The organism is Roseibium album (assembly GCF_965233825.1).
Lineage (GTDB): Bacteria > Pseudomonadota > Alphaproteobacteria > Rhizobiales > Stappiaceae > Roseibium > Roseibium album.
In genome coordinates this window covers 3,170,046-3,194,125 of record NZ_OZ247583.1, presented here as the reverse complement: position 1 = coordinate 3,194,125, position 24,080 = coordinate 3,170,046, and the positions used below count along the sequence as shown (strand labels likewise).

The following is a 24,080-nucleotide window of genomic DNA, read 5'->3' as shown; positions in this document are numbered from 1 at the left end:
CCTCAATCGTAGCTCACGCGCGGATCGAGCAGCGCATAAAGCAGATCCACGACGAGGTTGAACATGATGACGAAGCAGGCAACGACCACGACAGTTCCCATGACCAGTGTGTAGTCACGATTAAGCGCGCCTTGCACGAAGTACCGGCCAATGCCGGGAATGCCGAATATTGTCTCGATGACGACGGAGCCAGTCAAAAGTGCTGCGGCCGCCGGCCCGAGATAGGAAACGACCGGCAATATGGCGCCGCGCAAGGCATGCACGACGATGACCATGTAACTGGTCAGACCATAGGCACGTGCTGTGCGGACGTGGTTGGACCGGAGCGCCTCGATCATGGAACCGCGTGTCAGCCGCGCCACGACAGCGACCTGTGGCAGAGCCAGTGTCACGACCGGCAGTATGACATTGACAAAGGCACCGCCGTTCCAGCCTCCCACGGGGAGCCAACCCAGCCAGACACCGAGGATCAGGGTCAGGATCGGCGCGACGACAAAATTCGGAATGGTCACGCCGAGGGTCGCCGCCGCCATCACGGAGTAGTCTGTTGCCTGGTTCTGCCTGAGGGCTGCAACGACACCCAGCGTGCCACCGACCACAAGCGCAAGACAAAGAGCAGACAACCCGAGTTGAATGGAAATGGGCAGACTTTGGGCAAACAACTCGTTGATCGAAAAGTCGCGAAAATAGAAACTCGGCCCGAAGTCCAGCTGAACAATGCTTTTCAGGTAAAGCAGGTACTGGTTCCAGAGCGGTTCGTCGAGATGGTAGATCTTGTTCAGATTCTCCATCACCTTGGCCTCGAGCGGCCTTTCCAGGTCAAACGGACCACCCGGCGCAATCCGGATCAGGAAGAACGATATTGTAACGATCAGAAAGAGAGTCGGGATTGCGCTGAGCAATCGACCGAGCACGTAACGGTGCATAGGATCTGCCCCTGTTGTTCTGCTGGCGGTCTTTTTCATGCCACCTTGCAAAAACCGGCAGGGAAATCCCTGCCGGTCCTGTTTTTCGGTTTATTCGGAAATGCTCATGAAGCGGGTCGGGTGAACGTTGAGGAGATTGTCCTCAAAGCCGGCGACCTTGTCGGAAACCATGTTCATCGAACCGTAGTACATCAGCGGGATGAACGGCAGATCGCGCATGAACAACTCTTCCGCCTGCTTCAGGATTTCGGACCGCTTTTCCAGGTCGACCGTTGCCGCGGCTTCATCCATCAGGGCGTCGTATTCCGGGTTCTCGTAGCGAGCGTAGTTGAACCCCGTGTTGTCGCTTTCAACCATGAACAGGAAGTTCTGCGGGTCGGAATAGTCTCCGATCCAGCCTGCACGGGCGACGTCGAAGTCCTGACGGTCACGAAGCATTGCGTAGTGGGTCTTCGTGTCCGTGTTGACCATGGCAACTTCAACACCAAGCGGCTTCCACATGTCGGCGATGGCAACCGCCGTGTTCTTGTGGTTTTCAGAGGTATTGTAGTTGATGGTCAGCTTCACCGGATTGTCAGGGCCATAACCGGCCTTTTCCAGAAGGTCCATCGCCTTTTCTTCGCGATCGATCTGGGACATGTCCATGTAGTCGGCGAAAGCCGGTTCTCCATAGTTGCCGATACCCGGCGGCACGAACGAATAGCCCGCAACCATGGTGGAGCCCCAGATTTCATCGGCCAGGAACTCGCGGTCGATCGCCATGGAAAGCGCCTGGCGAACTTCGGGGCTGCTCAGCGTTTCGTCTTCGTGATTCAAGGCATAGTAGTATGTGCCCAGATACGGAGCGACGCGGAACTGGTCTCCCAGATTTTCCTTCATGAAGGCAACTTGCTCGGTTGGAGCATCGTTGTTGGTATGAAGTTCACCAGCCTGGAAACGACGCAATGCAGCGCCCCGGTCTTCTGTCGGGTAGTAGAAGACGGTGTCGATCTTTACGTTGTCCGCATCGTGAAAATTCGGATTCTTGACGGCCTTGACGTGCGCGTTCGGAATGAATTCGGCGAGCGTAAACGCACCGTTGGTGACGATGTTTTCCGGTTTCACGAAGTCGGTGTCGTGTGCATCAACCGTCGCAGGATGAACCGGCAGACCAGTCTGGTGCGTCAGCTGCTCGATGAAATACGGGGTCGGCGATTCAAGAGTGATTTCCAGCGTGTGATCGTCCAGTGCCTTCACACCGATTTCTTCCGGCGCCAGTTCGCCCTTGTTCACCTTCTCCGCATTCTTGATCGGGTACAGGATGTTTGCGTATTTCGCGCCGGTTTCCGGCTTCATGATACGGCGGAGGGAGTAGACGAAGTCGCCTGCGACAACCGGATCACCGTTGGACCACTTGGCGTCATCACGCAGGTTGAAAGTATAGACCATGCCGTCTTCAGCGACATTCCAGTCCTTGGCAACGCCGGGAATGACCTTGCCGGCCGCACTGTAGGCAACAAGACCTTCGTACAGGTCACGAAGAATATGAGCTTCGTAGGTCGTGGACGTCTTGTGCTGGTCCAGAGTTTCCGGATCGGCCGTGTTACCACGATGATAGACCACCTCGGCAAATGCGGTCAAAGATGTGGCTGCCATCAATGCAGCCGCAAGCGCTGTTACACGCATGGACTTGATCATATCGCTCTCCCCTCTTGGGTTATTGTTGAAGATATGGAAACGATAACGGACAAGATTCCACGCTCTTTGCGCGCAATCAACCGTCCCCCAACGGCATATTCCACACGTGGTCGCAAAAAGGCGATGTTTTTGCACTTTGTCCGACAGAAAAGAAAAATATTTCCCCGAATTTGCACATTTGTTAAATAAATCGGCATACGAGCGCGAAATAAAGTTACAATCCTGACGGCAAAAACGATACTTTCGTTTATAGCTCAATCAGGATCTCGTGTCGCCAATTTTGGTTGGAAATTCCCGCCAGGATTGTTCTTGTCCATTTTGACCTGTCCCGTTGAGACAGAAAGCACGAAGGCTTGTGGGAGACCGGTTCGGAATCCACGATGAAATGGTCTCGTCGTCGAGGAGTGCATTGGTGACTTCCGATGCCGGCAGTCCGGTCTGCCCGCCTTTGCGCCAGACGGAAGCAGACGGACCGGTTGGAGAAAGTTGCCGCCCACTTCCGGCGGCAAAGACCTGATCGTTGTACGGACATTTTCAGTCGCGGGTTGCGAATGAGGAAAAACCGGCTTGCTCACAATCGCAGAGCCAAAAACTCAATTCAGAGCGGCAAGAGATTTGAAACGATGGCAACCGCAAGCGCCTGTTCACGGGTTCGGGCACCAAGCTTCTCACGCGCATTGCGCATGTGAAGATCCACAGTCACAGACTGAATGTTCAGTTTGTTGGCTATCTGTGCGGTCCTCTGACCGTTTGCCAACAATATCAGACATTCCTTTTCCCTGTTCGTCAGATATGCGTCCGGTCTTGTCACCGTTTGACTGATTTTTTGGTCGGCAAGTGCCGCACAGACATGCAGAACACCGCCATGGGCATCATTCAGCGACATGATTTCCTGCCTGGAAAGATCACCGATCAGGTTCCAGCCTCTGACCACGCCGTCTTCGCCGCCAGCCATCTTGAGGGCGATTCCGCTGGTCAGATTAAAAGACTCTGCCCGCCGAATTACGGCAACGTCTTCTTCCCGAAGATAGGGATGGTCGTCCAGAAAATTCACACCTGTAAAAAAAACGCTCGGCAGCTGTGGCGCATAGATGAACAGAGGATCCCGCTCGTAATCCTTGTGTGCCATGTAGGACGTTTTCCAGTCGGACAAGGCGTTGGAAAAACGAATGTTCTTTTCATTGGGTGTCGTTTGTAAATGCCTGATCCCGTACATTGATCCTATAAAGCCGAAGCTCTCAAAAAAACTTGTAGCTATGCTCCACACTGCCAGCGGGTCATCTGCACCTAAAACCGAATTAGAAAAATCTTCCAATCGAGAAATCATGTATTTCAGTACCTCAGAAGCATCTTGTCATTGCCCTTCCACCTAACAGATTCATTACCTTGTTGAGCTCTAAGTGAACAGCATGATTTTCAATTACCTTAAGGAAAGAATAAGAAACAGCAGCAATGCCTCTTGTCTGCCCGAGACAATCCGGTTCGAGCGGAGCAAGTGAAGGTCGGAATGACCTGGTTTTCGCGTTTGACCGACGCGGGGTCACCAACCTAATTTTTCAGACAAGCGTGAGACTTTGGCGATCCTAGCGGCAAAAACGATACCTTCCGCTGTAGGCCAGATACGTGCCCGTGTTCGGATTGAAGGACTTGAACTTGCGCGAGCAATACGCCACCCATTGCGGGGTGAAAGGGGCCAGTCCGGTTTTGGTAAAGGGCACCCGTTGCGGCTGACCGACATGCCTTCCCCTTGGTGCAATATAGAGCGGCGGCCTTACGTAGCGGCGCGGGGCGACATAGACCCGAGACCGGTACGGATAGGCACGGCGGTCATACGGGTGATAGTAGTAGGGCGGGCCGTAGGGCCGGAACGGAGGCCCTGCAAAACCGCCTCGATATCCGTAAAAGACACCGCCGCGATATCCGCCCGTGCCGAAAGCAAAGCCCACACCGCCGGTGCCGATGTAAAACGCATCCGCTTCAGCGGGCTCCGGAAAGGCCATGGTGACGAGCCCGGTTCCGCCAAATGCGAGCACCAGCGCCAGGCTGCACGACTTGAGCAACTTCGCGACTTTCCCCGATTTGACGGGACCCTTGATCAGATCAAACATCATTGGTCTCCTTCCAGCTCTTCAGCCGGTGATTTGACAACAGGCCCCTGACCACACGCCAATCATAACGCATATCAGGACAAAAATCTGGCGGAAACGCATCAAATTTCCGAGCAACTCCATTCACGTGACGTTGCAAGTCGGGTTTGGCGCTTGCGCGGCTCACATCAGGGCAGTAAACCGGGCGCCGATCAATCGACGACGAAACAGGACTTCATGGCCCCACCCCTGCTCACACTCCAAGACGTTCAGCTTACTTTTGGTGGAACACCCCTCCTGACCGGTGCGGAACTGTCCGTTTCCGAAGGTGATCGAATATGTCTTGTCGGCAGGAACGGTTCGGGTAAATCCACTCTTTTGAAGATCGCATCCGGACAGATCGAGGTGGACAAGGGAGAGCGGTTCTTTCAACCCGGCCGTACGGTCCGTTACTTGCCGCAGGATCCGGATCTGTCCACCTACGCCTCGACACTCGATTATGTCAACGAGGGACTGACGGAAGGTGACGACCCCTATCGAGGTGCCTACCTTCTCGACGTCCTCGGGCTCAGCGGCAATGAAAAACCTGAAGCGCTTTCCGGTGGCGAAGCCAGGCGTGCCGCCCTGGCCCGCACCCTCGCACCGGAACCGGACATTCTTCTTCTGGACGAGCCGACCAACCATCTGGATCTTCCGGCCATCGAGTGGCTCGAGGAGGAGCTGAAGAGCCTCAAATCCGCACTTGTCCTGATTTCCCACGATCGCCGGTTCCTGGAAAACCTTTCACGGGCAACCGTCTGGATCGACCGGGGTATCTCCAGACGCCTGGACAAGGGGTTTGCGCATTTTGAAGCCTGGCGTGACGTGGTGTTGGAGCAGGAAGAGAACGACCAGCACAAACTTGCGCAGAAGATCAAGCGCGAAGAACACTGGATGACCTACGGCGTCACCGCCCGTCGCAAACGCAACATGCGCCGCGTACGGGAACTTGCAGACCTCAGGAAACAGAAGCGAGAGCATCGCGGCCCGCAAGGCACGGCAAAACTGAACGCAAGCGAAGCGGAAGCATCCGGCAAACTGGTCATCGAGGCGAAAGGTCTTTCCAAGACATATGGCGACCGCACCATTGTCAAAGACTTTTCAACGCGCATTCAACGCGGTGACCGGATCGGTTTTGTAGGGCCGAATGGTGCCGGCAAGACCACGCTCTTGAAGATGCTGACTGGCGAGCTGGCTCCCGACACGGGCACCAACCGTCTCGGCACCAACCTGGAAATGGTGACACTCGACCAGAAGCGCGAGAAGCTTGATCTCAATGACACCCTGGTCTCGGTGCTGACCGGCGGGCGCGGCGACATGGTCGTCGTTGGCGACGAGACCAAGCACGTCATGTCCTACATGAAGGATTTTCTGTTTTCGCCTGAACAGGCAAGAACTCCGGTCAGCGTCCTTTCGGGCGGTGAGCGTGCCCGTGCGATGCTGGCACGGGCATTGGCCAACAAATCCAACATGATGGTGCTTGACGAACCGACCAACGACCTGGATCTGGAAACACTAGACCTCTTGCAGGAACTGCTTGCCGACTACCCGGGAACAGCCCTGATCGTTTCGCATGACCGCGATTTCCTCGACCGGGTCGCAACGTCCGTCATCGTCTCGGAAGGTGATGGCCTCTGGCGCGAATATGCAGGCGGTTATACCGACATGCTTGCGCAACGCGGCGAGGGTGTCGCCGCCCGAAAGATTCAAAAAACTGCCCCGGCAAAGAAGGAAAAGCAGAACCTATCAAGCGGTTCAGCGGAAAGCCCTAAGACGAAAGCAAAACTCAGCTTCACCCAGCAGCATCTTTTGAAAACCCTGCCCGACACAATCGAGCAACTTGAAGCAAAACTTGAAGAGCTTCAAAGTGATATGAACGATCCGCAGCTCTACACAAAGAACCCCAAGAAGTTCTCAGAACTTTCGCAGAAAATCTCCGACTTGACTTCAGCAAAGGACGAAGCGGAAGAGCAATGGCTGGAGCTTGAGATGCTCGCCGAAGAAGGCTGACCAAAGCTTCCTGTTATTCCAAATCCAGCCTCGTCCTATAGGGACGGCCTTTTCCGCACACACTCAAAAGTTTTATCGATATCTTCTTTTTGAACGTAATTGGAATCAATACATGCAACCGGTTGGAAGCAATGAGTAAAAATCCGCAGTTGGTGACATCGGTCCTGGTTGTCCTGTTCGCCACCTTTTTGAGTGGCTGCCAGTCGAACAATGAAAGCGCAACCCCGGAGGTTTCGACCCCGGAGAATGCTTGCGAGAAATCCAAGAAATCGTGGGATTACAACACTGCGGGTGGTCGGGCGCTCGCGAAAATAACGTGCTCCGGTAAAACCTATCCGGACTACAAATCCTATAATCAAGCTGCGTGGCGCGAACACACGCGCCAGAGACAGTGCAAACAGAACACCGGAAAGTTCTGCGAAGACTGAAGCTTCGGGACTCCAGGCCAGCCTGAAACGCAGTAATTGCGCGCCTCATCTCGTCCCGCATCCTGGCTCTGCACATTCGCGGGGTCGACACTCGACGAGGTCAGCCCCTACCGAAGATCCCTGTAAAAAACCGTGGTCGCGTCCAAGTCGCCGTGGCTGCCATAGGCGTAGTCCGGAATGACGCCCACTTTCCGGTATCCGCATGTTGGATAGAGCTGTTCGGCCCGGTCACCCGTGACGGTGTCGAGAACGAGGAGCCAACGGTCCAACGACAGGGCCAGACCGTCGATTGCCGCCATCAGCTTGCGCGCCAGCCCCTGCCGGCGATGGTTTGGGTGAACCATCAGCTTCGCGACCTCCGCCCGGTGCTGGCCGTTATTTTGCGGCGCAAGGGCGAGCATGACGACGCCCGCAATTTCCTCTCCGTCCCGTACGGCCAGGAGAAAGGACTTTCCGGATTCCAGCGTCGACAACTGTCCTTCCCAGAATGCCTTGGCCTTTTCACGCTGAAGCGGCAGGATGAAGCCGATGCCTGCACCATCTTCCACGCAGGCCTTCAGAAGATCCGCAAGAGTTTCGAGCGAAGAGCGAACTTCCTCCGGCGACAGAAGGAACACCGGCGGTTCCGGGCGAAAGCGTATCATGGGGTGATCACCGTCAGGAGGTAGCGGGCGGAACCGGGTCCAGGGGCATGGTAGGCGTTGGCGGTGTTGAGGCGGAAGCGCAGGCAATCGCCCGGCGACAATTCATGCCGCTCGTCTCCGATCGTCATCACCAGATTTCCTTCCAGAAGAACCAGATGATGCTCCAGGTCCGGTAGCGGCGGCACGGAATAAGAAATGATTTCACCGGCGGGCAGTTCCCCCTCGACCACACTACCGCGAAACCCGTTTGAAACAGGTGAGACGCTCCGGCGGCGAAAACCGGTTTCCGGATCCTGCCAGACCGGCTGGTCGCCCCGCGCGATCCTGGCGTCCAGCGCAGGCGATCCGAAGCCGAAAAGATCGGCCATGGAAATCCGGAACGCCCGGGCCAGTTGCCCGAGCACCACCGCGGTCGGGCTGGTGTCGCCGCGTTCGATCCGCGACAGGGTCGCCCGGCTCACTCCCGACTTTTCCGCCAGCAGGTCCAGCGGCCATCCTCTTGCCCGGCGCAGCCCCGCAATCCGCCGGCCGATATCCTGTTCGAGATCAGACATGATGATTCCCACAAATGAGATTATTCTCATAAATGGAAATATCCTGTTTTCCAAGTGAAATTTATCTTTGCGTAGGAGAAACCCTTTCGAACCTGTACCGGGGCTGCGAGCAGTCAATATTGTTGAGACCGCCACTCACCGTGGAGCGGTCGAATTGCAGCAAAGCTGCCCCGGCTCCAAACCGGGGCGGCAGAGTACTTGTCCAAAATCTATCGACACCGGTCCAAAAAAAGGCGCGTCAAACCTTTGAAAACACCGCGCTGGCATTCACGCCGCCAAAGCCGAAACCATTGGTCAGAACGTGATCAACGCGCCTGTCGATTGCCTTGCCCGGAATCATTTCGAACCGGGTCATTGCCTCGTCCGGAGCTTCCAGGTTCCGGGACGGAGGCAGCTGTCCGCTTGTCAGCGCCTTGACGCAGGCCACTGCCTCGACAGCACCGGCTGCGCCGAGCAGGTGCCCGAACATGGATTTTGACGAGGACACGGCGAGGTCTTTGCCCCTTCCTTCGAACAAGGTCGTCAATGCGGCAATCTCCGCCGCATCGCCAACCGGTGTTGATGTGGAATGCGCATTGACGTAGCCGATTTCGGCAGGTGTCAGTCCGGCAGATGAAAGTGCCTGGCGCATCGCACGCAAGCCTCCCTCGCCGTCCGGTGACGACGCGGTAACGTGGAATGCATCAGCCGTCGTACCGTAACCCTTGAGTTCAACCAGAATGTTGGCGCCACGCGCCTTTGCATGCTCCAGTTCTTCCAGGATCAGGATGCCCGCGCCTTCACCCATGATGAAGCCGTCACGATCCTGATCAAACGGGCGGGACGCATGAGACGGGTCGTCGTTACGCTTGGAGGACATGGCCTTGGCCGCGCAAAAACCGGCATATGAAACCTTGTCGATACAGGCTTCCGTACCACCGGCCACCATGACGTTGGCCTCGCCCGAGCGGATCAAGCGAGCGGCATCGCCCAGCGCCTGAAGGCTGGCTGCACAGGCTGTCACCGGTGCGCCGATCGGTCCCTTCAGGCCAAAACGGATGGAGACCTGGCCAGCAGCCAGATTGGCGAGGAATGACGGCACCAGGAACGGCGAGGCCCGGCGAGGCCCCTTCTCGTCGACCAGCCTGGTCCCGGCGGTCATGGCCGGAAAGCCGCCGACGCCGGTGGCGATGATCGTGCCGGTCCGTTCTTTTTCCTCGACGGTTTTTGGTTCCCAACCGGAGTCTGCGAGCGCTTGCTGGGCCGCTCCCATGGCAAAGTGAATGAACCTGTCGGAGCGCCTTTGTTCCCGAGAATCGAGAACCGCATCGACGTCGAAGCCGAATTCGTCCTCATCCTTTGACGGCACTTCGCCAGCAATCTGGCAGGCCAGGTCGCTCGGATCGAAATGGCTGATCCTGCGGATGCCATTCGCGCCCGACGTCAACCTGCTCCAGAATGCGTCAACCCCGGTTCCGAGGGGAGACACGATCCCCATTCCCGTTACGACTACCCGACGCATGTTTACCTCACTTTGCTCATGTCAGATGACGCCCTGTCACGTGTTTCGTGTTCAAGCGGTGTTAAAGGTCCTTTAGAAAGAGATTCAAGGAACCATTGTCAAAGTTGCGAAAGCCTCTGCAACACATTGATTGTTTTCAGGAACTCCTCCCTGCCCAGAAGGATCTCCACATCTTTCTGCGCCTGGCGCCAAAGCGGCAGGGCACTCTCCAGCAGCGCTTCGCCCTTCCCGGTCAGATGATGGTTCTTTCCTCTCGCATCACCCGTACGCGCCGACACGACGAGGCCCTTTCGATCCAGAAGCGCGATGTTCCGGACCAGGGTAGTACGATCCATGGAAAGCCTTTCTGCCAGTTCGCCCGTGGTTTCGTCGCGCGCCTGCCTGATGGCGACCAGCACTGAAAACTGGCCTGCGGTCATTCCGACCTGTCGGGCCAGACGATCATAGTGACGACTGACCGCCCGGGCCGCTTTGCGGGCGTTGTCAAGGACACATTGGGAAAAGTCATCGTCTTCCATGGCCCTTTGTGTGCATATACACACCGAATGTCAAGTTCCTTAATCCCCAACGCTAACCCTTCGTAATGTCATCAATATTTTGCGTTTTGCCGCGAAGCAGTTACGGTGCCTGAACAACCGGAACGTGAGGAGGTCAAAATGGCAGATGCGGTTCAGGCTGTCGAAGACATGAAAGCGAAGATCCAGGAAAACTGGGGCTGGTTCCTGGCACTCGGCATTGCGCTTGTGATCGGCGGAATCATTCTGATTGCCGCCCCGCTGGCGACATCCATTGCTGTCACAATCCTGATAGCAGCCGTGCTATTCGTAGGCGGACTTGTTCAGATCTACAATTCATTCAAGACACAGGGTACGTCGAGCTTTCTGTGGAACCTCATCACGGGCATCATCGCAGTCATTGGCGGTATCGTGATCTATTTGAACCCGCTTGCCGGTACATTTGCACTTACGCTTGTGATCGCGGCGATCTTCGTCGCCCAGGGTGTCAGCCAGATTCTGCTGGCCTACAAATTGAAGCCGCATGAAGGCTGGGTATGGGTTCTGATCGCCGGTATCGTTTCACTTGCAGCCGGGGTCATGATCTGGATGGATCTGCCAGGTTCGGCCGCCTGGGCACTTGGCCTGATCGCCGGTATCTCGGTGCTCGTCAACGGCTGGAGCTACATCGCAATCGCGCTGGCCGCGCGCGCCGCCAAGGGCTGAGTTACCAGCGAGAGTCCAGTAACTTGAAACGTGTTCACGCCCGGCAAAAAACCTGTTGCCGGGCGTATTTATTGATGTCATTTTGCCATCGAATTCATCTGAAGGCGCCGCCTTTGAACGGGTTACAACTGGATGCTCCATATCCTCGGGCGCAATCCCGGAAATCCGCATAACAAAGCCTACTGGTGGTGGCCGCCTCCCGCCTGCCGTTGATGAGCCGCGTCCTCCGGACGCGAATTTTTGTTTCACTTTCAAAAATCAACGGAACTCAACCATGACAACCGCAACTCTTCACGGCGGCGACCGCGTCGTGAATGTCTGCTGGCCAAATGGAACCAGCGCGGACTTTCCCTTTCTCTGGCTTCGGGACAATTGCCCGACGGGCTTTCATCCCGACACGAGGGAGCGCCAGTTCGACCTGACAAGCATTCCTCTCGGATTGAGTGTCGGCAATGTTTCGCTCGAAGATGGCGATATTGTCGTGACCTGGGACGGGGAATCTCACATCAGCCGATTTGATCCGGGCTGGCTATACGATCACCGGCCCGGCATAGGACTTCTGGACCCGGCCCAGGTGGATGCAACGCTCTGGCGCGCCGACTTTTCACCGGCCGATCTTCCTCGCGCGACATCAAGCGATCTGACGTCAAGCGACGCACTTTTGCTGGAATTCCTGCTGGAAGCCAAGAAAACCGGACTTGCCATCGTTGACGGCATGGCACACGACAAGGATGCCGGAATGGCGATGGCACGGCGTATCGGCTTTCTCAGAGAAACAAATTTCGGCACGACGTTCGAGGTCATGTCGAAGCCAAATCCGAACAATCTTGCCTATACGTCCCATGCCCTGCCGCTTCATACGGATCTTGCCAACCAGGAACTGCCACCTGGCTTCCAGTTTCTGCATTGCCTTGCCAACGAGGCGGAAGGTGGCGGGTCGACATTCTGTGATGGATTTGCCATCGCCAACGACCTTCGCAATGGCGAGCCGGAGGCCTTCCGGCTGCTGTCCGAAACGCCTGTCCCCTTTCGCTTTCACGATGAGGACTACGACATCCGGCGCCATCACACGGTGATCGATCTTGATCTGTTCGGAAACATGCAGGAATTGCATTTCAATGCCCATCTTGCGGGAATTTTCGACCTGCCGGCCGACAAGATGGAGCCTTACTACACTGCGTATCGCAAACTCATGGAGATGACGCGGTCAGAAAGATACGTGATGACCACACGTCTGCGGGGTGGAGAAATGGTGATTTTCGACAATCGCCGCGTCCTGCACGGTCGCGCCGCATTCGACCCGAACACCGGATTCCGGCATTTGCGTGGCTGCTACGTCGACCGTGGCGAGTTCGACAGCCGCATTCGGGTTCTGAGCCGGTCGCAGGGTTGACTGCACCATAGCGACCCAAGGAATTGCGAAGAGGTTCGGCATTCCCGGACCTCTTTGCTTTCACGCGAAAATTTTGGCCTTTTCGTTATCGGAAAGTGCCTTCCACTCTCCTTCCGCCAAACCTGCCAACCCCAGCGCGCCAATCCGGCTGCGCCTGAGTTGCGCCACGTGGTTACCGGTTGCGGCAAACATGCGGCGAACCTGGTGATAGCGGCCCTCGTGCAGGGTCAATCGGGCGGTCGTGTCATCCAGGACTTCCAGTTGGGCAGGCTTCAGCGGCCTGTCTTCGCTTTCAAGCATCATTTCGCCGGAAGCGAACAAAGCGGCTTCATCCCCCTTCAAGGGACGATCCAGAGCGAGTTCGTAGACTTTGGGAACATTCGATTTCGGCGAAATCACCTTGTGAAGAAACGTGCCGTCATCGGTGAAGAGCAGCAGTCCCGATGTCTCCTTGTCGAGACGACCAATAGACGACAGTGGAGGCTTGCGGGTACGAAACCGGTCCGGCAGCAGATCGTAGACCAAACGCCCGTGATCCTTTGTCGAACAGGTATATCCGACCGGTTTGTTCAGCAAAAGCACGACGCCCTGTGCCGGGTCGAGTGGCTCGTCGTCGAACAGGACGTCCTCATGCGCCGTCTTGCTGTCTGGCTTCAGCCTGTTGCCGTCCCTGTCCGTTACCCAGCCATTGCGGATCGCCAGCTGCATTTCCTTGCGGCTGCCGTAGCCGAGATTGGCGAGGAGTTTTACGAGCCGCATTCTAGCGCCTTCCCTTGCCCTTGACCGCGCGGATAACCTTGTAGCCGCCCTCGTCAGCCAGTTGCCTGACGTCTGCAAATACCTCGGTCAGTGTCTGTTCGTAAGGCAGGTGACGGTTGGCAACCATGAAGAGTTCGCCCCCCGGGCGCAAACCCGCTGCTGCGGCCCGGATGAACCCCTGACCGACATCAGCGCGATCCGCCCTGCCCGCCTGGTGAAACGGCGGATTGGAAACGATGAAGTCGTAAGGACCCTCAATCCCCCTTGTCACGTCGCACCAGATGCCGTTCACACGTCGCTTGCCCTTGAAGCCGCCAAGGTTCTGCTCCGCAAGGTCGAGTGCGCGTTTTTCAGCTTCATAAAGATCCATTGCGGACACTTTCGGGGCCTTTTCCAGAACTGTCCGCGCGAGGTAGCCAAAGCCTGCCCCGAGGTCGGCTCCCTTTCCCTTGAGTGTATCCGGCACCAGGTTGCCAAGGAGCTTCGAGGCCGGATCGACACGGTCCCAGGCAAACAGGCCCGGGCGGCTGACATACGCTCCGTCCAGCACCGGCCGAGCAACATCAATGGCCAGCCAGTCTTTCACAAGCGCCTGGTTGACGCTGTCGGCATGAGAGGTGGCCCAGACGACACGGCATTTGTTCTTCGAGAGATTTTCCGTATTGCCGAGAAGATCGGCAAGATCCCTCTCCAGCGTCCTGGCGCCTTCGGTGTTGGGGGCACTGGCGATCACGATACCACCGGTTGTTACCCTGGAAACAGCCTCTGCCAACTGCGCCCGCGCTTCCTGTCTTTGACGGCCGGGGAGAACAAACACGGTATCGAATTTCCCGTCCCCAGGCTCGGCGCTCACCTTCAGACCCGCCTTTTGCAGGGCATCGCGATCGGGTGCGAAACTTTGAACGCACAGAAGATCCAGTTCATTCAAGGCATTCAAGGCCCGGCTATGACGGGCACGCAGAAACAGGACCTTCGCGCCTGGGTGAAGTTCAATATTCTCCGTTTCCAGAGGAAGGATGAGCGTGTCGAGCGCGGGATCGGACATCAGGGACCAGGTTTCCTATTCAATGCGTTGCAGCGCTCATAGCGCCCGGAGCACCGTCCGTCAAAAGGTCCCGTCCGATTTGAACGCCTCGCCGTCGACCAGCAACGTGAGCGGGAGGGAGCGTCCGTCTTCCGCAATCGCGACTTCCAGCAGTACCCGACTGGTATCGAGCTTTTCAATCACCCGTCCCTCGCCCTCGGGCAAAAAGAAAGCATCGATGCCATAGTCTACCCAGATCTTGTCATCTGAAACCGACGTGACAGTGCCTGCGATGACGGGTTCTCCGGATTGCCTCGGTGTTTGCGACATCGAGACGGGTTGAGCAGAAGCCGTGCCATCGCGCGCAAGCTCAACGTAAACCGTGTGACCGGACTTGACGGTGTCCGCGCCGGGAAGGTCCGTGGACAAACGTCCAATCGCGAGGTTTATGATCACATAGTCGCCGCGCAAGAGATCCCTTGGATCCACGGGGACAAGTTCCAGCGAAACCACCGTTCCCGAAACCTGAACCTGAAGCCGTTCAACCAGGGGAATCGAGATCAGTGCGAGCTGTATGAGTGCCAGCAGCCCCCAGCGCAGGTAGGCGAACCGGGATTTGGATGGCCGGGCAGGTTCGTCGGGAGCGGAAGCGATACTCATGTCAGGGCCTCCTTGGGATCAGGCCCGGCGTCCGGAGCATCTTTGCCTTTACTGAAGAGACGTGCGAGCCACAATGCCACACCAAGCAAGAGGACCCCTGCAACGAGGAAAAACACCGACTGGCCCAGGAGAGATCCGATTGTAACCTGCAGGAGCCAGAGCGCTACTGCGGTCAACCCGAGATAGGCACACAGCATCCAGAACCGGTTGTTGAACCATGTGGCGAGGGCGCAGAGCCCCACAAGCGAGCCCATGCTGATGGCAGCGAGCACAAGGCTGTTCGCCGTAAAGACCGGCATCAGGACAGCAAGAACCGCGAGCCCGATCGCACCAAACAGTGATTGAGCCTTTGTTGTCTTGTAGGAAAGAACAAAGCCCGCGACGAGCAAAAACACAGCAAGCAGCAGTGGCAACAGCGCCGGGATTTCCCAAATGCCGGCCACAGCGACGCGCTTTGAAATCTCTGGAACCAGGACAAGTGCTGCGGCAATGAGCGCGCAGAGAACAAGAAAGCCTGCATCCTGCAGGGATCTTCCCATGAGCCAATAGCCATGGCCACGAGATGGAAGATTGCTTGACCATTTGACAAACAGGTCCGCGACCGGATCGAGCAGCACCATGATCGCAGCCAGGCCTCCTGCCCCAGCGAGCGCCATGGCAAGGATATAGCCGTCGTCCGCAGACAGGATCTCGGCGGATTCCGCGAACCACCTGCCGTAAGTGACCCAGATAAGGCTGATCGCAAGCCAGCGCGACAGGCGCGCAGGATGAGCAAGCGGATGAGCGAAGACAGCGGCCAGGATCAAAAGGCCGATGAGATCCTGCAACAGGACAGCTTCACCCAGCTCCGCGCGTGTGAACTGCCACATGATTGCAGCGATCGCCGCTATGACAATCGAGGTTTTCGATCCTGTCAGCCAGGCTGCAGCCAAGCCTCCGAGGCAAACAAGAAACGCTCCACCGGCCCAGTCCGAAGGCAGATGAAAAATCTGCCCCACCAGGGCCATTCCTCCGACGAAGACCAGCGTTGCGAAGCCTGTCAGCAGATCCGCTATACCTCTCCGCCCATTCGCCGCTGCTTTTGCCGCGGCGCCGTGACTGGCAAGCAGGAGGCAGGCAATACCGATCAGTTTTACCGTTTTCGGGATCGCTGCCCAATTGGCTGCGATAAACGCAAAGAGTGCCAAGGCAACACAGACCATGCCGATACCGGCCAGAGCCATCGGCAACCTGGATCGCCCGTCTTCCTGATCCTGTTCGCGCAGGATGGCAGCGGCACCGGATGAACTGACCCAGCCTTTCGAGACCCAGACCTCCAGGTCATCCTTCAGTCTTTTCTTGTAGACCCAGTCGAACATCAGTTTCTGCCAGCCGCCTGCAACTTCAAGGATGGACACCTTGATTGTCTGGCCAACCTGATCTGTTTCAGCAAGAGCATATACGTCTCCGAGAATTCTCAAGTGGCATCATCGTCATGGCTTCAGCCCTCTGGAGTGTCTTTTCAATTCACAAGCCAGGCGGCCAGCATCGCATAAAAATGAAAACTGCGTCCATTTCCGGGCGATGACCGGCATCTTATCGAGCAAATCCATCTACAAACGCACAACAGCGGCAAGCGCCCGGGCCGGCGCCGGACACACATTGCTGTCTGCCCGCCACGATTAAATTACCATCTGGTGAGGGCGGGACTTGTAGCTCCAGCGGTTCTTGGTATTGTGATGCATCCAATTTTGCTGTCGCTGGAGACACGGAGGGCCAGGTGGGCTCGCTGTTGAAGTCGGATGCGACCGGAAAAGTTTTTATTCTGCAGATCAGAGCCTAACTCCAGCAAAAAATCAGGGGGGCTCTGAGGGGCGTCCGAGAGGCCCGGACGCCCTATCACCTTATTCTGCAGGTTCTTCATTCTGCAGGTTCTTCCGAATTTTTCGTCGTGCGCCGTCTTCCGCGCGTCGCCGGTTTCGCGGCTGCTCTGCGTCGAGGAGAGGTCTTTTGCACCGCTTTGCGCTGTGAGACTTTCTGTGGTGCCCTGGTTGTGGAAGCGGCGACCTCTGCAGTTTTTGCTGTGTTCCCGGATTTTTCGGGATTTTCCACCTTTTCCGTATTAGCGACTTCTTTGGGCCGGACCAACGGATCTTCAGTCACATCTTCGGATGCGGGCGGCAATCCCAGAACCTTGTGAAACTTTTGCAAGGTTTCCAAAGTGTGTGATGTCATCTCATCGATGGCCCCGGGAATGTAACGTACAACCCTGGAAGCCAGCTCACGCTCTTCTTTTGTCTTGAGCAGCTTCGGCAGTGACGTGATCGCCTTTTCAGGCGCGAATTCAACGATCAATGTCTGTTCCTGCAGCATGAAGCTGCGTTCGTCCGGTGTCAGCGACTTGAATGGTTCATCTTGTGTCAGAACACGCGAAGATCGCTCCAGTCGGTCGCGGCGGACATTTCCCCTGCTGTCCGCCAGCAGAATGAGCATGCGAACGACGGCCTCACGGAAGCCGCCTTCCTCGATATGCATCAGAGCTGTTTGAACCGGGGGCAGACTGCGCAATTCCTCTTTTTTCATCAGCGTTCGGCCCGGCTGTTTCGTCCGCCCGAACCAGCGCATGTAGGGCGATCCCCAGATCGCGTAGAACAGGTTTTCGTACATTGTGTCGCGCAGATCCCGGAACAGGTCCATCGATTGCTCGATCAGCGCTGCGTTGACCCGCTCCAGCTCGACGAAGGGATTGTCCGCGGTGACCGGTTTTCTATCCTCCTTCACCCGCTCCGCCAAACCCGGCAACATGTTCAGGAACGGGTTCATGCTGGAAAAGAACTCGCGCTGCATCCGAAGAGGATGTGTCTTGCGGCGCAAATCCGCGCTTTGTTCGGTGACGCCGGCCTGAACAAGAGGGCGCATGCAGACATCGTAAAACTCTGCCTGCTGTTCAGAGGCTCTTGCGACAGCCGCAAAGGGGATCTCATCGTCCCGGCCGTCGTCCATCGCCTTGAGGTCTTCCATCTTGCGCTCATGGAAACTGACCGTGAAGGACCTGTCCAGGATGTCTCCCTCGTAGTCGTCGATCGTCATTTCATAAAGACCGGGAGGCAGGGCTTCGATGGTCTTCAAGGTCGACGTGACCTCGGTGTGCTCTTTCTTGGCTATCTTGGACGAGACAAAAATTCCAAGATGCCCGACCTGATCGTGAACCATGTAGATGATCCGCTGCCCGCGAATGACGATCTCCCGCTCGTCGGCATAACTGTCGATGATCCAATTGAGCGCCTGTTGAGGCGGGGTGATATTGTCACCAAAGCTGGCAAAGACGATAATCGGTGCACGGATCTGTTTGATGTCCACATTCCGTCCGGGTTCGAGCTGTGCCTCGTTCTTGGACAGCCTATTGCCGACGAAAAGTTGCTCGACGATCCACTTCATTTCCGCTTCGTTCAGCAGGAAATAGCCACCCCACCAGCGTTCAAACTCGAGGAAGCGATGCGGCTCGGTATCAACCTTGGCGTAAAGGTCATAGTACTTGCCGAAATAGTTCCGTGACGGATTGAGCAGTTCAAAGTTCTGAACGATATCAGCACCGTCGAAAACGCCGTGGCCAAGATCGGAATAATACATGGCATTCCAGGTGCCTCCCAGTATTCCGCCGTTGTAGCGCATCGGATTTTCTCCGACACGTCCGGCCCAGGTCGACACGGGTGCACCGTTCAAGATGATCGGACCGGTGAGATCCGGGTTCGTGGCCGCCAGCAGCAATGTTGCCCACCCACCCTGGCAGTTTCCGGTTACAACCGGGTTGGGCGCGTCGGGATGCAATTCCCTCACCTTGCGAACGAACGCCGCCTCGGCGTCCGTGACATCGGCAAGCGTCTGGCCCTTCTCGGGCATGCGCCTGAAAGCGACAAAATAGACAGGGTGACCATCGCGAAGTGCAACACCAACCTGGCTGTCCGGCTTGAAACCACCGATACCGGCACCATGTCCCGCGCGCGGATCGATGATGATGTAAGGACGTTTCCAGGACTTGGGCGCGCGTTGTTTTCCGTCCGCAGGCTGCTTGATCTTCAAAAGCATGTAGCAGCAGGGCCGCGGCAGGTCGGCCCCATCCATGACGACATCGTAGTCGTAGATCAGCACCGGTGGGCAGCCGGCGTCCTCATGTTCAATGAAGATATCGCCGCGCTGACGCAGCGTATCCATGGTCAGGACAATGCGCTGCGCAGCGTCCTGCCAGTAATTTTCAAAGGCACTGTGGAGACTGCCGCCTGATTGCACCCGAGTGAGACCCTCAAACGCCTTGCCATACGCGGACAGGCTCTCCTGCCAGCGGCTCTTGTGATGATCGGTCATGTTGGTCAAATGCATGGTCAGCCCCCTGCCCATGAGTTCGGCCATGTTGGAAATCTCGGTTGCCTGCGCCTGCAGAGCCGTGAAACGCTCTGATGATGACCATGCCGTGGCGTCGTGCAGCGAGTTGAGGAACTCGTTGTGACCTTTTTCGAGAGCGTCAAAAATGTCCTTCATCAGGACCTCCTATCCAACAATGCTGTAGCCGCCGTCTATGAAGTGGATGCCGCCGGTAACGTTGAAGGCTTCCCGGCTTGCCAGGAACGCAGCGTAGGCGCCAACATCGTCGATTGTGGCAAGCTGATGTGTGGGCGCACGCTCGGCAGCGTCGTTCAGGAGTTCGTCGAACTCCGCAATTCCCGATGCCGCACGGGTTTTCAATGGTCCGGGCGAGAGCGCATGAACGGATATTCCCCTCGGTCCCATTTCAGCGGCGGCATAACGGGTTGCGGCCTCGAGCGCCGCCTTGACCGGTCCCATGACCCCATAGTTCTCGACAACCTTCTGTGCCCCCATGAAGGACACTGTCATGCAGGTTCCGCCTTGCGGCATAAGCGGTTCAGCGCCGCGGATTAGGCGCAGGAAAGAATGTACCGATATATCCATCGCCAGGCCGAACCCCTCGGCGGAACAATCCACGACACGCCCGTGAAGGTCATCCTTTTTCGAAAATGCTATTGAGTGAAGCAACGTATCGAGCCTGCCCCATTTCTCCGTGATCTCACGAAAGAGCGCATCCTGCTGTTCCAGGTCGCGAACATCGAGCGGCGCAACGATTTCAGCGCCCAGTTCTTCGGCAAGCGGCCGGACATGCGGTTCGGATTTTTCATTCAGGAACGTAACCGCCAGGTCGGCCCCCTGCTCCCTGAACGCCTTCGCGCAGCCGTATGCGATGGACTGGTCGTTTGCGACCCCCACCACCAACGCTTTCATGCCCGTCAAATCAAACATATGCGGTCAGCTCCCTGACGCTGGAACAGATTGGAACCGGCACGAACCGGACGAGACCTCCCGCTGTTTCAGATGCAACCTGAATACACATTGCAGTGCAACATGATCCTTGTGACGAGAAAATGACCAATCGCAAATATAGGTGGTTGTGCGGACGCCACTCCCAACTTGAAATCATTTACTTTAGGTAACTTTTAACAACACAACCAAGATACAACTTTATATTGAAAATATTAATCCAGCCATTATTTGAAGAAATTTCCTTATTTTCAATTGTGGACATGTTATGATTTCAACTCCATCTTTTAGAATTGAACAGAAAAATTTATTTAACTTGAGGACCGCGTCATGAGGAATGTTTTGATTATCCTCCTGTTACTATCTGGCAGCACGGCACCTGGCTTTGCACAGACAGCCTGCAATCCGGCAACGCAATATTGCCGCTAAGAGCGTTGAAACAAGCAGGTACCGACAATGCCTGATCTGGTCGCCTTGCTCTTTGGAGCCTTGATCATAGGCGTTTTCTCTTACGAGCGATTCAACAAGGCAACGTATGGCGGGCGCAGGCAGCTTGAGCGCCTGGTCGATCTATTGACACCCGACAAGCTCCGCGCACGCAAAGTCGTCTTCCATGCGTATACCTTTTACGCGCTGACGATGCTGATGATCTATTTCTTCTTGTGCGCTTACGCCGAGGTCATCCCCTATCTCGGCGGTCCGGATATCGTCTCCGACACCGTCGGTGCGAGCCAGTTGCCAACGGCACCGACAGACGACGCGGACAGTTCGACAACCGGATTTGTCCCATTGCCCAACAGCGACAGCGTTTTCTGGGCACAGCCACTTTCAAGCGAAACAGGTCCGTCCGAGAAAAGAAACTTCCTCGATATCGGCATAGATCCGTCCATTTCTCTCACGATCGCGCTCATCATTGTCGGTCTTGCCCCGACCTTTCCGATCCTGCAACGCTTTGAAGACTGGATGCGCAGTGCGGCGCACCGTCTCGCGGGTATTCCCACGCGTGTCATCGGGGCCGGCGAGGATCTACAGCGCAATTCAATCCAGATCCGGGATGCAGGGGATCCGGGCAGCGACATTCCAAAAAACAGCCTGCTGATCCCGCGCGGTCATTGGGAGCGCATCACTCATTATTCAAAGGCAGCGGAAGGGCAACTTGCAGACCCTCAGGATTTTCACGAGGACCTCGATCTAATCTTTGCGATTTCGTCCTGGATCCTGGATCGAAAGCTGAAACTGGCCAATGCGAGCCAACGCGAAGAGTTCGACAAGCTCGAGGCCGCCCTGACCAGACGCAGAGATGTTCTCCTTCTGGAACTGGACGAGAAGTCGAGTTATCAGGCCGGCGAGACCCTAAGCTCTTCGGAAAATTCAGAGGCAACTCTGGAGGCGGAAACACCTCACGAAGGCAACGGGGCGGCGGAAAACTCCGCGTCCAGGGAAAAGAAAAGGGCCAGTTGGGAACGACTTGCCGAACATGCCGATCACCTGGCAGACGATCTTTGCATATTGCTGGCCCTTTATGTCGAACACGAGATCATCATTTCGGAGGCAACTCACAAAAGGTCAGACAAGAATGCTCCCAGCTCGGTCAGACAACAGATTCTCGCGAAGGAAAAGCTCGAGGCCTTCTTGAGCGACTTGCTCAACGAACATGCCGGGCCGGTGCATTCACGCTCTCACGCAATGCTTACAATACTCTGGTCCGCCGGCATCACCATCCTGCTCGCTGTCGCATGGAGTATTTTTCCCGGCCCCTATGAATCCGCCCTGCAGAGCGGGACGCCCGGAAACCCGTACTGGCGCGCGCTTGGGTATGCCACCACCTCCTTCAACAGTTTCTGCATTCCGATCATAATCGCCCTCGCGCTCCGGGACGGCGCTCGCCAGACCCACCGCTGGCGGAACATGTCGCAGTCGCACTGGACCAAGAAACTGCCGCAAGCCCTGCTGCTGGTTTTCATTTCCTGGGCGGTCGCAACCCTGTTCATTATCGGATTGGTGCTCTGGCGCTCGGCGATCGAATCCGGCGGATGGTCTGAAAATCAACGCACTGTCTGGACAACACTGAGATCATCATTCGAATACAATGCCCCGACCCCCTTGAGAGGGGCTGTGCTTGCGCTGATCCTTGTTGTGCTGCTTGACGCCGCCTCGACCATGTCCAGATCCGCCGTAGCACAGAAGACTCAGGCATGGAGCCGTGGCTGGGCAATCCGCGCCGCGATCATCATGGGTTTATGCGGAGGCGCGACGCGCTTTCTTACGTCCTGGGCGTCCGCGCTCAACCGGTCAGCGGAACAACCACAACTGGATGCGATCGATCATGGTCTGATCGCATATGCGGCCATCTATTCATCTATCCTCGGGTTCCTGGTGGTCTTTTGCATCGCTGAAGCGCTTCAGAACCAAAGGCGACGACAATCGGGTGCGCACGCCAAAGCATCACAATCGACCGGCCATGCACCGGCAAAATCACGCACGGCCGCCTCATGAAGTGGCTGATCTCCCTTGGGCTCATCCTCATGCAGGCACTCGCCGCTGCCTCCAGCGGCAGTGCGGAAGAAAATGACAAGCCGGTCAAAATGGCCGTTCGAACGGATACCAGGCCATTCATCTGGATGAACAAGGACTCTGGAGAATACCTGGGATTTTACTGGGATATCTGTACAGAGGCGATCCACCGCGCAGGATACCAGCTCGAAACCGTCGAGATCGGCACGGCGGAACGAAAGTCCATTCTCAAAACCGGGCGGATCGACGTCGGTGGGGACAATCTGGTTCCACCGGGGACTGCAACGGCCAGCACAACATTCCCCGAGACCGAAAAGGTCTCTTTCGGCGTCACCGAGATCGATTTTCTATGTGATCCGACCACCATCACGCTGCTGCGCATGAAGAGTTTCCCGATTGAAAACGGCACACCCGTGCTTCATTTCTCGCAAATTGTCTTTGTAGCCAACAGTTCCTTTGTGAAGTCCAAGCCAGGAAAGGATCTCACCAAGAACGAGGCCAGACTGCCTGAAGACGGGACGAAGCCGACATGCGATTGCATTTTGCCGTGGATCGATCATGTGAGCGCCGTTGGCAGAGGAGAATCCGCGCCTGAACACACATGTGAAAACGCGTGGTGGCCGGAGGCGGCACCTGATCAGGCAAATTCGGCAGCAGAGGGTGGCGAAGCCGGCAATGGAAACCCGAGCGACCAAAGCCAGGCAAGTTTCTGGGATCGGTTCAAAATCGATTTTCAATTTGTGCCCGCAACGCCGCAACAGGTGAAAACCGAAGTTCCCAAAGACTATGAGGTCTGGGGATATGTCGAAGGGTCCACGATCGGCGATGCGCTCAATGCGCGGCTGAACACGCCGCCCAAAAACCAGATTGGCGCCAAGATTATCTGTTCGCGCAACTATGCCTCGCACACCGAGGCAGCCAGGGCATTCTGCAATGGTGAATTGTCACGCTATTATGGCGATCTCGATATTGTTCAGGCATCGCTTGCAGACCAGCGTAACCAGACCAGGAGAGACTGCGCAATGGATCCGGCGCCGTCTGCCACCGGCAGGTACGAACCTTATGCGTTCGTCATTTCATCGAGAACGCATCCGGGGCTGCCGGAGAAGGTCGACCTTGCGCTCTACAGCATGTTTCAGGATGGAACCATTGAACGGCTGTTTGCCGGTCACTTCCCCGACACCAAGATGTCGGACTTCCTGAACACGCTCTTTCGAATAAACAGCATTCCGGCCGGAACCGCGCTTGCAAATGATGCGCCGGACAATCCGGCCTCAGCCCGGAACGAGAACTGAAAAAGCCGGCCCCGCGAGATGCGGGACCGGCCTGTGGCTCAG

General features: G+C 56.5%; 19 protein-coding genes. 5 read left to right on the top strand and 14 right to left on the bottom strand.

Features of this window, described 5'->3' with window-relative positions; all coding sequences use genetic code 11:
- Window positions 1-2: 2 nt before the first annotated feature.
- The 4 genes from oppB to ACO6TI_RS14710 form a co-directional block, all read right to left on the bottom strand.
- The gene (gene oppB / locus ACO6TI_RS14725; RefSeq protein WP_029063583.1) at window positions 3-926 is read right to left on the bottom strand and encodes an oligopeptide ABC transporter permease OppB; all 924 of its coding nucleotides are present in this window, start codon (window positions 924-926) and stop codon (window positions 3-5) included.
- 90 nt (window positions 927-1,016) lie between these two features.
- Complete coding sequence (locus ACO6TI_RS14720; RefSeq protein ID WP_055111873.1) at window positions 1,017-2,603, bottom strand: peptide ABC transporter substrate-binding protein; 1,587 nt, start codon at window positions 2,601-2,603, stop codon at window positions 1,017-1,019.
- A 598-nt stretch (window positions 2,604-3,201) separates the two neighbouring features.
- A complete protein-coding gene (locus ACO6TI_RS14715; RefSeq protein ID WP_422385178.1) occupies window positions 3,202-3,930 on the bottom strand; it encodes a LuxR C-terminal-related transcriptional regulator in 729 nt (242 codons plus the stop codon).
- A 256-nt stretch (window positions 3,931-4,186) separates the two neighbouring features.
- Window positions 4,187-4,714 carry a BA14K family protein gene (locus ACO6TI_RS14710; protein WP_209018542.1) on the bottom strand — a complete coding sequence of 176 codons (528 nt, stop codon included), beginning with the start codon at window positions 4,712-4,714 and terminating at the stop codon, window positions 4,187-4,189.
- Window positions 4,715-4,927: 213 nt separating this feature from the next.
- On the opposite strand from ACO6TI_RS14710, the gene ACO6TI_RS14705 reads away from it, so the two are divergent.
- The gene (locus tag ACO6TI_RS14705; protein WP_348316893.1) at window positions 4,928-6,739 is read left to right on the top strand and encodes an ABC-F family ATP-binding cassette domain-containing protein; all 1,812 of its coding nucleotides are present in this window, start codon (window positions 4,928-4,930) and stop codon (window positions 6,737-6,739) included.
- Between the two features lie 535 nt (window positions 6,740-7,274).
- Here ACO6TI_RS14705 and ACO6TI_RS14700 read toward each other — a convergent pair.
- From ACO6TI_RS14700 to ACO6TI_RS14685, 4 genes are all read right to left on the bottom strand, one after another.
- Entirely contained in the window at window positions 7,275-7,811 is a 537-nt protein-coding gene (locus ACO6TI_RS14700) for a GNAT family N-acetyltransferase (protein WP_196900737.1), read from the bottom strand.
- Complete coding sequence (locus tag ACO6TI_RS14695) at window positions 7,808-8,365, bottom strand: helix-turn-helix domain-containing protein (protein WP_055111863.1); 558 nt, start codon at window positions 8,363-8,365, stop codon at window positions 7,808-7,810. Before ACO6TI_RS14695 ends, ACO6TI_RS14700 begins: the two co-directional genes overlap by 4 nt.
- A 238-nt stretch (window positions 8,366-8,603) precedes the next feature.
- Complete coding sequence (fabF, locus tag ACO6TI_RS14690; protein WP_055111860.1) at window positions 8,604-9,866, bottom strand: beta-ketoacyl-ACP synthase II; 1,263 nt, start codon at window positions 9,864-9,866, stop codon at window positions 8,604-8,606.
- A gap of 98 nt (window positions 9,867-9,964) precedes the next feature.
- Window positions 9,965-10,384 carry a MarR family transcriptional regulator gene (locus ACO6TI_RS14685; protein ID WP_196998288.1) on the bottom strand — a complete coding sequence of 140 codons (420 nt, stop codon included), beginning with the start codon at window positions 10,382-10,384 and terminating at the stop codon, window positions 9,965-9,967.
- Window positions 10,385-10,522: 138 nt separating this feature from the next.
- Here ACO6TI_RS14685 and ACO6TI_RS14680 point away from each other — a divergent pair, with 138 nt between their 5' ends.
- A complete protein-coding gene (locus ACO6TI_RS14680; protein WP_055112724.1) occupies window positions 10,523-11,086 on the top strand; it encodes an HdeD family acid-resistance protein in 564 nt (187 codons plus the stop codon).
- 274 nt (window positions 11,087-11,360) lie between these two features.
- Complete coding sequence (locus ACO6TI_RS14675) at window positions 11,361-12,479, top strand: TauD/TfdA family dioxygenase (RefSeq protein WP_422385177.1); 1,119 nt, start codon at window positions 11,361-11,363, stop codon at window positions 12,477-12,479.
- Between the two features lie 60 nt (window positions 12,480-12,539).
- Here the strand turns inward: ACO6TI_RS14675 and ACO6TI_RS14670 are convergent, their stop codons facing one another.
- The 6 genes from ACO6TI_RS14670 to fabI all read right to left on the bottom strand — a co-directional run bounded on the left by ACO6TI_RS14670 (window position 12,540) and on the right by fabI (window position 20,211).
- Window positions 12,540-13,238: a pseudouridine synthase gene (locus ACO6TI_RS14670; protein WP_422385176.1), complete on the bottom strand. Its 699-nt coding sequence runs from the start codon at window positions 13,236-13,238 to the stop codon at window positions 12,540-12,542.
- Window position 13,239: 1 nt separating this feature from the next.
- Window positions 13,240-14,283: a class I SAM-dependent methyltransferase gene (locus ACO6TI_RS14665; protein ID WP_196915394.1), complete on the bottom strand. Its 1,044-nt coding sequence runs from the start codon at window positions 14,281-14,283 to the stop codon at window positions 13,240-13,242.
- Window positions 14,284-14,343: 60 nt separating this feature from the next.
- Entirely contained in the window at window positions 14,344-14,922 is a 579-nt protein-coding gene (locus ACO6TI_RS14660) for a GDYXXLXY domain-containing protein (RefSeq protein WP_422385175.1), read from the bottom strand.
- Window positions 14,919-16,382 (bottom strand): DUF2157 domain-containing protein, encoded by a 1,464-nt coding sequence (locus ACO6TI_RS14655; RefSeq protein ID WP_422385174.1) that lies wholly within the window; start codon window positions 16,380-16,382, stop codon window positions 14,919-14,921. The genes ACO6TI_RS14660 and ACO6TI_RS14655 overlap by 4 nt, the downstream gene beginning before the upstream one ends.
- 439 nt (window positions 16,383-16,821) lie before the next feature.
- On the bottom strand, window positions 16,822-19,437 hold the full coding sequence (locus tag ACO6TI_RS14650) for a DUF3141 domain-containing protein (protein ID WP_422385173.1): 2,616 nt from the start codon (window positions 19,435-19,437) through the stop codon (window positions 16,822-16,824).
- A 9-nt stretch (window positions 19,438-19,446) separates the two neighbouring features.
- Window positions 19,447-20,211, bottom strand: a complete 765-nt coding sequence (fabI, locus tag ACO6TI_RS14645; protein ID WP_422385172.1) for an enoyl-ACP reductase FabI — start codon at window positions 20,209-20,211, stop codon at window positions 19,447-19,449.
- Window positions 20,212-20,685: 474 nt separating this feature from the next.
- On the opposite strand from fabI, the gene ACO6TI_RS14640 reads away from it, so the two are divergent.
- Together ACO6TI_RS14640 and ACO6TI_RS14635 are read left to right on the top strand one after the other, a co-directional pair.
- On the top strand, window positions 20,686-22,725 hold the full coding sequence (locus ACO6TI_RS14640; protein WP_422385171.1) for a hypothetical protein: 2,040 nt from the start codon (window positions 20,686-20,688) through the stop codon (window positions 22,723-22,725).
- Window positions 22,722-24,038, top strand: coding sequence for a transporter substrate-binding domain-containing protein (locus tag ACO6TI_RS14635; RefSeq protein WP_108873085.1), 1,317 nt, complete (start codon window positions 22,722-22,724; stop codon window positions 24,036-24,038). Before ACO6TI_RS14640 ends, ACO6TI_RS14635 begins: the two co-directional genes overlap by 4 nt.
- Window positions 24,039-24,080: the final 42 nt, after the last annotated feature.